The sequence below is a fragment of the Acidobacteriota bacterium genome (genome assembly GCA_016716715.1).
Taxonomy (GTDB): domain Bacteria; phylum Acidobacteriota; class Thermoanaerobaculia; order UBA5066; family UBA5066; genus Fen-183.
The window spans coordinates 22,332-33,878 of the sequence record JADJVE010000014.1; the positions used below are offsets into that span (position 1 = coordinate 22,332).

General features: G+C 70.5%; 12 protein-coding genes. 6 read left to right on the top strand and 6 right to left on the bottom strand.

Features of this window, described 5'->3' with window-relative positions:
• Positions 1 to 68: 68 nt before the first annotated feature.
• Positions 69 to 632 (bottom strand): glycosyl transferase, encoded by a 564-nt coding sequence (locus tag IPL89_16990; GenBank protein ID MBK9064861.1) that lies wholly within the window; start codon positions 630 to 632, stop codon positions 69 to 71.
• 180 nt (positions 633 to 812) lie between these two features.
• Here IPL89_16990 and IPL89_16995 point away from each other — a divergent pair, with 180 nt between their 5' ends.
• Both IPL89_16995 and moaC read left to right on the top strand, forming a co-directional pair.
• The gene (locus IPL89_16995) at positions 813 to 1,427 is read left to right on the top strand and encodes a molybdenum cofactor guanylyltransferase (GenBank protein MBK9064862.1); all 615 of its coding nucleotides are present in this window, start codon (positions 813 to 815) and stop codon (positions 1,425 to 1,427) included.
• Positions 1,381 to 1,974: a cyclic pyranopterin monophosphate synthase MoaC gene (moaC, locus tag IPL89_17000; protein ID MBK9064863.1), complete on the top strand. Its 594-nt coding sequence runs from the start codon at positions 1,381 to 1,383 to the stop codon at positions 1,972 to 1,974. The genes IPL89_16995 and moaC overlap by 47 nt, the downstream gene beginning before the upstream one ends.
• Here the strand turns inward: moaC and IPL89_17005 are convergent.
• From IPL89_17005 to IPL89_17025, 5 genes are read right to left on the bottom strand one after another with little or no spacing between them, the layout of a single operon-like run.
• The gene (locus IPL89_17005) at positions 1,874 to 2,323 is read right to left on the bottom strand and encodes a hypothetical protein (protein ID MBK9064864.1); all 450 of its coding nucleotides are present in this window, start codon (positions 2,321 to 2,323) and stop codon (positions 1,874 to 1,876) included. The two genes, moaC and IPL89_17005, sit on opposite strands and share 101 nt — an antisense overlap.
• A complete protein-coding gene (locus IPL89_17010; GenBank protein ID MBK9064865.1) occupies positions 2,305 to 3,582 on the bottom strand; it encodes a thiamine pyrophosphate-binding protein in 1,278 nt (425 codons plus the stop codon). Before IPL89_17010 ends, IPL89_17005 begins: the two co-directional genes overlap by 19 nt.
• The gene (locus tag IPL89_17015) at positions 3,579 to 4,403 is read right to left on the bottom strand and encodes a GMC family oxidoreductase (GenBank protein MBK9064866.1); all 825 of its coding nucleotides are present in this window, start codon (positions 4,401 to 4,403) and stop codon (positions 3,579 to 3,581) included. The genes IPL89_17010 and IPL89_17015 overlap by 4 nt, the downstream gene beginning before the upstream one ends.
• On the bottom strand, positions 4,400 to 5,101 hold the full coding sequence (locus tag IPL89_17020; GenBank protein MBK9064867.1) for a GMC family oxidoreductase N-terminal domain-containing protein: 702 nt from the start codon (positions 5,099 to 5,101) through the stop codon (positions 4,400 to 4,402). The genes IPL89_17015 and IPL89_17020 overlap by 4 nt, the downstream gene beginning before the upstream one ends.
• Positions 5,098 to 5,496: a hypothetical protein gene (locus tag IPL89_17025; GenBank protein ID MBK9064868.1), complete on the bottom strand. Its 399-nt coding sequence runs from the start codon at positions 5,494 to 5,496 to the stop codon at positions 5,098 to 5,100. The genes IPL89_17020 and IPL89_17025 overlap by 4 nt, the downstream gene beginning before the upstream one ends.
• Positions 5,497 to 5,568: 72 nt before the next feature.
• On the opposite strand from IPL89_17025, the gene moaA reads away from it, so the two are divergent.
• From moaA to IPL89_17045, 4 genes are all read left to right on the top strand, one after another.
• Positions 5,569 to 6,582, top strand: coding sequence for a GTP 3',8-cyclase MoaA (moaA, locus tag IPL89_17030; GenBank protein ID MBK9064869.1), 1,014 nt, complete (start codon positions 5,569 to 5,571; stop codon positions 6,580 to 6,582).
• 7 nt (positions 6,583 to 6,589) lie between these two features.
• The gene (locus tag IPL89_17035; GenBank protein ID MBK9064870.1) at positions 6,590 to 7,099 is read left to right on the top strand and encodes a MogA/MoaB family molybdenum cofactor biosynthesis protein; all 510 of its coding nucleotides are present in this window, start codon (positions 6,590 to 6,592) and stop codon (positions 7,097 to 7,099) included.
• 711 nt (positions 7,100 to 7,810) lie between these two features.
• The gene (locus IPL89_17040) at positions 7,811 to 9,793 is read left to right on the top strand and encodes a collagen-like protein (GenBank protein ID MBK9064871.1); all 1,983 of its coding nucleotides are present in this window, start codon (positions 7,811 to 7,813) and stop codon (positions 9,791 to 9,793) included.
• Between the two features lie 303 nt (positions 9,794 to 10,096).
• Positions 10,097 to 11,547 (top strand): hypothetical protein (locus IPL89_17045; GenBank protein MBK9064872.1); only part of this gene is annotated, 1,451 nt, incomplete at its 3' end.

Sequence of the window (11,547 nt, forward strand, 5' to 3'; positions counted from 1 at the left end):
AAGAGAGAGAAGACCGGGGATTCGGATTCGGATTTCCTAGAAGGTAATAGGGCGCGGGCCCGCGGCCGTCAGCTGCGATAGAGCGCCGCCAGGTGCTCGGGCGCTTCACCCCTCTTCACCCTTCTAAGAATCTCCCAGTTCCTTCTTACGGTCTTCCAAACGCCCTTCTCGAGATAGCGCCGCGGCGACGTTTGCACTCTCTCTCTCAGGATCTCGACTCTCGTCTTGCCTTCGGCTGCGACGAGCCTGCGCGAGAAGTCCCAGTCCTCGAGGAACGGCCACGGTGCGTGGCCGCCGAGGCGCTCGTAGACGTCGCGCCGGACGAACGGAGCCTGGTCGCCGTAGGGCACCTTCGTGACGCGCGTGCGGAGGTTCGCCCACGCCGCGACCCATGCCATCCGCGGATCGCCGCCCGAGAAACCGAGACGGAATGCGCCGCCGGCGGCGCCGCGCCCGCGCGCGGCGCGTACGGCGGATTCCCACCCCACGGGCAGGATCGTGTCCGCGTGGAGAAAGAGAAGGATCGAAGATTCCTCTGAAGGTAAGAGGGCTGTCGCCTCGCGCAGGCGCTGGCCCCGCGGCACCGGTGACAGGTGAAGGCGGGCGCCTGCCTTCGCGAAGGCCTCACGCACATTCGAAGAAATCCCCTCATGCGCCGCGGCGATGAGCAGCGGCGGTGGCGTGTGGCTCTGGTCCCCTCTTACCCTTTCAAAGAAAATCCCGGGTGGGGGAGCCTCGGCGGCGCCTACCGGAACGATGACTGCAATCGAAAGGGGGCCCAGAAGTCTCGTCTCCGATAGCATGATGGCACGGTGGCTTACGGTTTCGTCCTCGTCGGCGGGCGGTCGGCGCGCATGGGGCGCGACAAGACGCTGCTGCCGTACCACGGCCTGCCGATGGCACTGCACCAGGCCGCGAAGCTCGCCCGGGTGTGCCGGCGCGTCGCGCTCGTCGGCAAGCACCCGGAGCTCTTCGCCGGCTCGCCGTACCCGTTCATCGAAGACGGCGCGGCGCCCACCGCCGCGATCTTCGGCGTCGCCGCGGCGCTCGCGGCGTCGCCCGACGACACGAACCTGATCCTCGCGGCCGACATCCCCCGGATCGGCGAGGCTTTTCTCGCGGCCCTGCTCGAGGTGGCGGATGCGATCCCTGCCGATGCCGTGGTGCCCGTGTCCGGCGGCGTCGCGCAGCCGCTCTGCGCGGTCTGGCGGCGTTCCGCCCATCCGCCGCTCCTCGCGCGGCTGGCGGCGGGCGATTACGCGCTCGTCGGCATCCTCCAGCAGATTCGCACCGTCCTGATCCCCGAAGCCGCGACCGCCGCGCTCCCAGGGGGCCACCCCGACAACTTCCTGAACGTGAACACGCCGGAGGACTACGAGCATGCCGAAAAAGACGCGGGCGCCGAGGCTGAGCCACCTCGACGCTGAGGGGCGCGCCCGCATGGTGGACGTCTCGGGGAAGAGCGAGACCGTTCGTTCGGCGTGCGCCGTGGCCGTCGTCACGCTGGGGCGCGCGGGCTGGGCCGCGCTGGACGCCGCCGAGAACCGCAAGGGGGACGCGCTCGCGGTCGCACGCCTCGCGGGGATCCAGGCGGCGAAGCGGACGGCGGAGTGGATTCCCCTCTGCCACCCGCTGGTCTTCGACTCGGTCGACGTCGCCGTCGAACGGCTGGCCGCGAGGAGGGCCATCGCCCTGACGGCCACGGTGCGCGGGACAGGGAAGACGGGCTACGAGATGGAGGCGCTCGTCGCGGCGTCCGCAGCGGCCCTCGCGCTCTACGACATGTGCAAGGCCGCGGACAAGGGGATCGTGATCGGGCCGGTCGCGCTTCTCGAGAAGACCGGCGGCAAGAGCGGGACGTGGCGCCGCGGCGTCAGCGTCCCGGCAGCTTCCGCGCGAGCGCGCGCGCGACGAACCGCAGGCGGTCGGCCCAGGGCAGGCGGAGGAAGTTCGTCTTCACGACGCCGCGTGTGAAGAACGTCTTGACCGAGTAGTCGATCGCGACGTCCACGAGGACGGGGCGGCCGGCGTCCGCGATCTCCTTCGCGTTCGAGACGACGGAGCGGATCTCGCCGTCCGTCGAGAGCGCGAGCGCCTCGGCTCCGAGAGCGCGCGCGAGCGCGAGGAGATCGTGGTCGGCGAGCGTGCTCGAGGACTTTCGGCCGAGCGCCGTCGCCTGGAACTGCGCGATCTGCGCGAGCTCGCGGTCCCTCAGGACGAAGACGGCCACGCCGAGGCCGTTCTGGGCGGCGGTCAGCAGCTCGAGACCGGTCATGAGGAACGCGCCGTCGCCCGCGAGCGCGACTACCGGAGCTCGGGGCACGCCAGCTTCGCGCCGACGGCGGCGGGGACCGCGTAGCCCATGCACGAGAAGTCGACGGGCGAGAGGAGGCGGCCGGGCTTCTCGAGACGCAGGCCCTCGACGGCGAGGAACGTGCCGTTGCCGCTGTCGGACGTGAAAACGGTCTCGGGACCGAACGTCGCCTGCAAGGCCCGCAGGAGAAGGTGCGGCGACACGCGCCCGTCGGAGGGCTTCGCGAGCTCCGCGTCCACCTCGGCGCGGCCGCTCCGGATGCGGTCTCTCAGGACGGCGTCCGGCTCGCGGCGGTCGAGTCGAGGGAGAAACGCGGAAACGAACGCGGCGGCGTCCGCGGCGATGGCGAGGTCCGTGGGCACGTTCCGGCCCGGTACGGCCGGGTCGACGTCCACGTGGACGAGGGGACGCGGCGGGGTCATTCCGTAGCTGCCCGTCGCGACCTCGCCGAAGCGGCAGCCGATCGCGAGCGTGGCGTCGCACGAGGCGGCGACGTCTCGTGCGAACGCCGGTGCCGCGTCGCCGAAGCCGGGCCAGAGGGAGAGCGGGTGCGACTCGGGGAACACGCCCTTGCCCTGGAACGTCGTCGAGACGGGCGCCTCAAGGCGCTCGGCCAGGGAGACGAGGTCCGCCTTCGCGGCGCCGAGCCCGACGTAGAGGAGGGGGCGCTTTGCGGCTCGCAGGAGCGCCGCCGCACGCTCGACGCTCTCCGCGGGCGGCGCCGTGGATGGTTCGGCGGCGGGGGCGACGATCTCCGTGTCGTGGCGGAAGAGGTACTGGTCGGCGGGCACCTCGACGAAGACGGGGCCGGGCGTCCCGGAGCGCGCGATCCCGCACGCGCGGCGGACGACTTCGTAGAGGTCCGCGCCGCGGGAGGGCAGCATCTGGGCCTTGGTGACGGGGCGCGCGAGCGCGAGCTGGTCGACGTCGTGCAGCTGGTAGGCCTTGCCGGTGTCGCGCCGGATTCCGCAGCCGAGGACGAGCATCGGGACGCAGTCGAGGAAGGCCTCGGCGATGCCGGACATCGCGTGCGTCAGGCCCGCGCCGGGCACGACGTTCACGCAGGCCATGACGCCGGACGCGCGCCACGCGGCGTCCGCCATGAAGGACGCGCTCTGCTCGTCCGTGACGAGGACGGAGCGGATGGTGTCCGACGACGCGAGCGCGTCCCACAGCTCGATGTTGTGCGTGCCGGGGATCCCGAACGCGAGCACGACACCCTCGTCCTCGAGCGCCTTCACCACGAGCTCGGCGCCGGTCCTCTTCATCGCGCCCGTCCGGGGGCGCCGAGGAGCGAGCCCGCGTCTTCGCGGATGCGCTCGGCGGCGCGGTCGGCGAGGGCCATGACCGTGAGGTACGGGTTGATCTCCAGCGAATCGGGGAAGAGGCTCGAGTCCGCGACGAAGAGCCCCGGCCGGCCATGCACGCGTCCCCAAGAGTCCGTCACGGAGTCGGCGGGCGACGAGCCCATTCCGCAACCGCCCATCAGGTGCGCCGCGGAGACGGAGATGCGGCCCGTGCGGAAGTGCCGCTCGTCGACGCGCGCGTCGATCGCCCCGGCCTCCGCGCGCTCGAGGAGCGGCGGATCGGCCGAAGGGGCGTGGACGCGAACGGCGCCCGCCGCGAAGAAGATGCGCGCGGCGGTGCGCGTCGCCCGGACGAGGGACGCGACGGTCTCCTTCGTGAAGGAGTAATGGACGATTGCCTTGCCGTCCGAGTCGACGGAGATGCGGTTTTCGGGGACGGCCTTGTCGCACGCGAGGACGAGGATCATCTGAAGGCGCGGGAAGGCGCGCATGAGCGTCGCGTGCGGGACGCCGAACCCCGTGAGGTTCTTCGCCGTGATGAACGGGAAGTACATGCACGTTTCGAGGACGTAGCCCTCGTCCACGGCGCGGTCGAGGTAGAAGCTCTTCGGGTGCCCGACGTCGTTCGTGATCGGGCGCTCGTGCTCGGCGACGAGGATGTGCGCCGGGTGGCACGTGAAGCCCGCGCCGAGGCGGGGGAGGGACGGTCCGAGGCCCGAGCGCAGGAGGAGCGCCGTCGACCCGATAGAGCCGCCCGCTGCGACGATCGCCTTCGCGCTCACAGTGTATCGCCGGGCGCCCACTCCGAAGGCGCGCCCTTCTCGCCGGGAGCCGGCGCCGAGACGTGGAGCAGGACACGGCCGTCTTCCACGCGCAGCGCCTCGGCGCGCGTGACGGCCTCGACGCCCGCGGCCAGCGCCGCCGGAAGCTGCACGCGGTGCGTGCCCTGCTTGGCGCCGTTCGGGCAGCCGAGGTTGCAGAGGCTGGACCCCTGGCAGCCGCGCAGGTTCAGCGGGAACTGCTCGGCGTGGTATCCCGCCTTCTTGCAGCCCTCGACGAACAGCCGGTTGTTGTCGTTGAGAAGCTCGGGCTCGAGGAGGTGGACGCCGTTCTCGGCCATGAACCTTCGGGACCGCGCCTCCACGTCCGCGTGTGCGAGGCCGGGCACGCGCCAGCCTTCGATCACGCGCTTCGGAGCGATCAGGGACGTGCCCGTGTAGACGACCGTCGAGCCGCCCCAGACGCGCCCGAACGCGAGCGTCATCGCACCGTCCGCCGTCAGGAAGCCGCCGCCGTCTTCGTAGAGGGCGTCGGCCATGTCGTCTTCCTTCCCGGTGAACTCGGACTCGGCGAGGCGCGCGCCCTGCTCGACGACGAGGACGCGGTAGCCCGCGCGCGCGAGCGGCGCGAGGCCCTCGGCCACGGTGCCTCCGCTGGCGCCGGAGCCGATCACGACGACGTCGTACGCCTTTGTCGTCATGCGCGGCGCGCCTCCCATCCGCGCGCGTCCGCCCGGTAGCCGATCGCGGCCGCCGCCTCGGGCCGCGCGTAATAGCCGAGGAAGACGAGCGTCCGGAGTCCCCAGAACCCGCGCCGGAGAAGGAGGACGGGCGCACGCTCGAGGCCGGAAAGGAACCGGGTGCGTTCCTCCGGCGAAAGAGCCGTGAACGGCCGGCCCCAACGGAGGCGCGGCAGGTGCTCGATCGCGCGGACGAACGTGACGAGCTGGCGCTGAATGCCCGCCGGCTTTTTCGCGAGCGTTTTCTCGACTAGCGCTTCGAGCGCGCTCCAGCCGTCCTCGTCGAGCGCCGAGGCCTCCGGCACGACCGTGACGGCGATGGCGCGGAACGTGTTCCGAACGGGAGCGAGAAGCACGGCGGAAGACTAACCCGGCCCGCGGGGATATGGCACCGGACCGGTCCTGATTGGGCTAGACTTCCCCGTCTGATGGACAGGACCCTCGTCGACGGGCACGGCCGGCGCGTCACTTACGTCCGCATCTCGATCACGGACCGGTGCAACCTGCGCTGCGTCTACTGCATGCCCGAGGACCAGAAGTTCCGTCCCCTCCCGCACCTCCTCACGCGCGAGGAGATCCGCCGGTCCGCCCGCCTCCTGCACGATTTCGGCGTGGAGAAGATCCGGATCACCGGCGGCGAGCCCACGACGCGGCCCGACCTCGTGGACATCGTGCGCGACCTTGGTGAGATCGGCTTTCCGGGCGGCATCGCGCTCTCGACGAACGGCGTCCTCTTCCCGCGCATGGCGCACGACCTCCTCGCGGCGGGGCTCACGAAGGTGAACGTCTCGCTCGACGCGGCCGAGGCCGAGCACTTCCGGAAGATGGCCCGCCGGGACCACTACGCGCCGGTCCGCGAGTCGATCGAGCTCGCGCTCGCGCTACCGTTCCACTCCGTGAAGGTGAACGCCGTCGTCATCCGCGGGTTCAACGACGACCAGATCCTTCCGCTCGCGGCCCTCACGAAGGACAAGAAGCTCGGCGTGCGCTACATCGAGTTCATGCCGTTCGGCGACAACACCTGGAACGAGAGCGACTGGATCGGCTGGCGCGAGGTGTGGGACCGGCTCGCCGCCGCGGGTTTCGTCCTGACGCCCATCGAGAAGACGCTCGTCGCGGGTCCCGCGGACGAATATTCCGTGACGTCTCCCGCCGGGAGCCACACAGGCTCGATCGGGTTCATCACACCGGTCTCCGACCGTTTCTGCGACACCTGCAACCGCATGCGCCTCACGCAGGACGGATTCCTGAAGGGCTGTCTCTTCGGCCACGCGGACGTCGACATCCTGAAGCCGATGCGCGCGGGCGCGAACGACGAGGAGATCGCGGCGCTGATCCAGCGCGCCGCGACCGTCAAGGAAGAGCGGCATCCGATGTTCGTGGGAATGGACAAGGCGATGCTTCCGCTCCACGCGCGGAACATGAGCGAGATCGGCGGCTGAGGCGCCCGTGCGCGTCGCCGTTCTGACGATCTCCGACCGCTCGTACCACGGCGAGCGCGCCGACAAGACGGGCCCCGCGGTCGCCGAGGCGGTTCGCCGCCTCCTGCCCGGAGCCTCCATCGTCGAGCAGACGATTCTTCCCGACGAGAAGGACGACATCGAGTGGAACCTCAAGCGGATCGCGGACACGGCGTCCGCGGACCTCGTCCTCACCGCAGGCGGCACCGGCCTGTCGCCCCGTGACGTGACGCCGCAGGCGACGCAGGCGATCGCCGGCTACGAGGTTCCCGGCATCGGCGAGTTGATGCGAGCCGCCACGCGCGCGGCGCTTCCGGTCGCAATCCTCTCGCGGCAGGTAGCCGCCGTGCGGGAGCGGACGCTCGTCGTGAACCTGCCGGGCTCGCCGCGTGGCGCCGTCGAGTGCCTCGAAGCGGTCGCGGACGTATTGCCGCACGCGGTCACGACTCTGCGCAACGAGGCGGGCGACACGCACCCGGTGCGCGTCGAGCGGGCCTGATCTGTTGACGAGTGCTTTTTCGGTAGGCACGTTTTCCGTTCAAAGTATCCGGTCCGAACCGCCGTTTTTTGGCGCTCGGTCTGGCCTCCTTCTCTAAAGCGTTCACTGGTCGGAGATTCGGCCTTGGCGTGACGCTTGCTATCATTCCTCCGGTAATTCTGTGAACTCCATGAGGGGGCAGCGTTGAATTTCCGCCGAGGCGTCGCGAAGTCCTTGATCGGGCTGCTGCTTCTGTCAGCGGGCCCGGAAGTTATCGCTCAGGACGCTCAGGCCGAGATCACGAACTGGACCGCCCCGCCCTTCTGGAGTCCCGGCGCGGGAAGCCCGGCGGACACGACGGCCACGGGGGGACGCAACGCGCTCGGCCGGCAATCGCTGGCGGGCGGCGCAACGCCGCTCCCGTTCGTCGCTCTCGCCCCCTGCCGGCTCGTCGACACGCGCGGCAACGCGCCGCTGACGGGCGGGTTCCTGCCCGCGGCCACGATCCGCAGCTACACGCTGGTCGGTGTCTGCAACGTGCCCCCGGGAGCCGCGGCGATTTCGCTGAACGCCACGGCCGTCAACACGGTCGGGCCCGGCTTCCTGACACTCTGGCCTGAAGGCGGACCGTTTCCGTCCGTTTCCACGCTGAACTTCCTCGCCGGCGACACTGTCGCCAACGCCGCCGTCGTGCCGCTGAGCGTCACGGGGGGAATCTCGCTTGCGTTCGGTATGGCGGGTGGCGACGTCGTTCTGGACACGAACGGCTACTACGCACCCATTTCGGTCGTGAACAGCCTCAACACGCTCACCGGTGACGTCACCCTGGCTCCAGGCGCAAACATCAGCATCACGCCGTCTGGGAACACGTTGACGATCGCGGCGACGGGCGGGGGCGGGGCGACAGGGCCGACGGGGCCGACAGGCGCAACCGGCGCAACGGGTCCCACTGGTCCGACGGGTGCAACCGGAGCAACCGGTGTGACTGGCCCGACGGGTCCTACCGGGCCCACTGGCTCGACAGGATCGACTGGCGCTACCGGTCCGACTGGTTCAACAGGTGCGACCGGCCCGACTGGTTCCACGGGCGTCACGGGTTCGACTGGCGTCACTGGCTCAACTGGCGCAACGGGTCCGATTGGCCCGACTGGTTCGACTGGTGTTACTGGCTCAACTGGTGCGACGGGCCCGACAGGACCCACCGGCGCGACGGGCGTCACGGGTTCGACTGGCGCAAGCGGCGCGACCGGCTCGACCGGCGGCACGGGTTCCACTGGTGCGAGGGGAGCAACTGGGCCGACCGGCTCGACTGGTGTCACTGGCGCAAGCGGAGCAACCGGACCCACGGGTTCGACGGGCGCGACTGGTTCAACTGGCGCGACGGGCCTGACTGGGCTGACCGGTTCGACAGGTGCGACCGGCTCGACTGGCGCAACGGGTCCGATTGGCCCGACTGGCTCGACCGGCGTCACTGGCGCAAGCGGAGCAACTGGCCCGACTGGCTCGACCGGCGTCACGGGTTCGACTGGCCCGACGGGTCCGACCGGCTCGACCGGCGTCACTGGCGCAAGCGGAGCAACTGGGCCGACCGGTTCGACAGGCGTCACGGGTTCAACTGGCGCGACGGGCCCGACGGGTCCGACAGGTTCAACGGGCGTCATTGGCGCAAGCGGAGCGACCGGACCCACGGGTTCGACGGGCCCGACGGGTCCAACCGGCTCGACTGGCGTCACTGGCGCAAGCGGAGCAACTGGACCGACGGGTTCGACTGGCGTCACGGGTTCGACTGGTGCAACGGGACCGACGGGCCCGACAGGTTCAACGGGTGTTGCTGGCGCAAGCGGCGCGACCGGGCCGACCGGTTCGACGGGCGCTACTGGCGCAAGCGGAGCAACCGGGCCGACCGGTTCGACGGGCGTCACTGGCGCAAGCGGCGTGACCGGACCGACCGGCTCGACGGGCGTCACGGGTTCGACTGGTGCAACGGGACCGACGGGCCCGACAGGTTCAACGGGTGTTGCTGGCGCAAGCGGCGCGACCGGGCCGATCGGTTCGACGGGCGCTACTGGCGCAAGCGGGCCGACCGGTTCGACCGGCGTCACGGGTTCGACCGGCGCAACAGGTCCGATTGGCCCGACTGGTTCGACCGGTGTTACTGGCTCAACTGGCGCAACCGGACCTACCGGCTCGACTGGCGCAACGGGTCCGATTGGCCCGACTGGCTCGACCGGCGTCACTGGCGCAAGCGGAGCAACTGGCCCGACTGGCTCGACCGGCGTCACGGGTTCGACTGGCCCGACGGGGCCGACCGGCTCGACCGGCGTCACTGGCGCAAGCGGAGCAACTGGGCCGACCGGTTCGACAGGCGTCACGGGTTCGACTGGCGCAACGGGCCCGACGGGTCCGACAGGTTCAACGGGCGTCATTGGCGCAAGCGGGAGCGACCGGACCCACGGGTTCGACGGGCCCGACGGGTCCAACCGGCTCGACTGGCGTCACTGGCGCAAGCGGAGCAACTGGACCGACGGGTTCGACCGGCGTCACGGGTTCGACTGGTGCAACGGGACCGACGGGCCCGACAGGTTCAACAGGTGTTGCTGGGGGCGACCGGGCCGACCGGTTCGACGGGCGCTACTGGCGCAAGCGGAGCAACCGGGCCGACCGGTTCGACGGGCGTCACGGGTTCGACTGGCGCGACGGGACCGACAGGGCTGACTGGCTCGACTGGCGCAACGGGTCCGATTGGCCCGACTGGCTCGACCGGCGTCACTGGCGCAAGCGGAGCAACCGGGCCGACAGGTTCGACGGGCGTCACTGGCGCAAGCGGCGTGACCGGACCGACCGGCTCGACGGGCGTCACGGGTTCGACTGGTGCAACGGGACCGACGGGCCCGACTGGTTCAACGGTGTTGCTGGCGCGCGCGCGACCGGGCCGATCGGTTCGACGGGCGCTACTGGCGCAAGCGGGCCGACCGGTTCGACCGGCGTCACCGGGTTCGACCGGCGCAACAGGTCCGATTGGCCCGACTGGTTCCCACCGGTGTTACTGGCTCAACTGGCGCAACCGGACCTACCGGCTCGACAGGCGTCACTGGCTCAGCTGGTGCGACCGGCTCGACTGGCGCAACGGGTCCGATTGGCCCGACCGGTTCGACCGGCATCACGGGTTCAACTGGTGCGACTGGACCGACGGGTTCGACTGGCGTCATTGGCGCAAGCGGAGCAACCGGGCCGACCGGTTCGACGGGCGTCACAGGTTCAACTGGCGCGACGGGACCGACGGGCCCGACCGGTTCAACGGGTGTTACTGGCGCAAGCGGCGCGACCGGGCCGATCGGTTCGACGGGCGTCACTGGCGCAAGCGGGCCGACCGGTTCGACCGGTTCGACCGGCGTCACGGGTTCGACCGGCGCAACAGGTCCGATTGGCCCGACTGGTTCGACCGGTGTTACTGGCTCAACTGGCGCAACCGGACCTACCGGCTCGACAGGCGTCACTGGCTCAACTGGTGCGACCGGCTCGACTGGCGCAACGGGTCCGATTGGCCCGACCGGTTCGACCGGCATCACGGGTTCAACTGGTGCGACTGGACCGACGGGTTCGACTGGCGTCATTGGCGCAAGCGGAGCAACCGGGCCGACCGGTTCGACGGGCGTCACAGGTTCAACTGGCGCGACGGGACCGACGGGCCCGACAGGTTCAACGGGTGTTGCTGGCGCAAGCGGAGCAACCGGGCCGACCGGTTCGACCGGACCCACGGGTTCGACGGGCGCGACTGGTTCCACTGGTGCGACGGGACCGACGGGCCCGATAGGTTCGACTGGCGTCACGGGCGCAAGCGGAGCAACCGGACCCACGGGTTCGACGGGCGTCACAGGTTCGACTGGCGCGACGGGCCCGACTGGGCTGACCGGTTCGACAGGCGTCACTGGCTCAACTGGTGCGACCGGCTCGACTGGCGCAAGCGGCGCGACCGGACCGACCGGCTCGACTGGCGTCACGGGCGCAAGCGGAGCAACCGGGCCGACCGGTTCGACCGGACCCACGGGTTCGACGGGCGCGACTGGTTCAACTGGTGCGACGGGCCCGACAGGACCCACCGGCGCGACGGGCGTCACGGGTTCGACTGGCGCAAGCGGCGCGACCGGCGTCACGGGTTCCACTGGTGCGACGGGACCGACGGGCCCGATAGGTTCGACTGGCGTCACTGGCGCAAGCGGCGCGACCGGACCGACCGGCTCGACTGGCGTCACGGGCGCAAGCGGAGCAACCGGGCCGACCGGCTCGACTGGCGTCACTGGCGCAAGCGGAGCAACTGGGCCGACCGGTTCGACAGGTTCGACGGGCGTTACTGGCGCAAGCGGAGCAACCGGGCCGACCGGTTCGACGGGCGTCACTGGCGCAAGCGGCGTGACCGGACCGACCGGCTCGACGGGCGTCACGGGTTCGACTGGTGCAACGGGACCGAC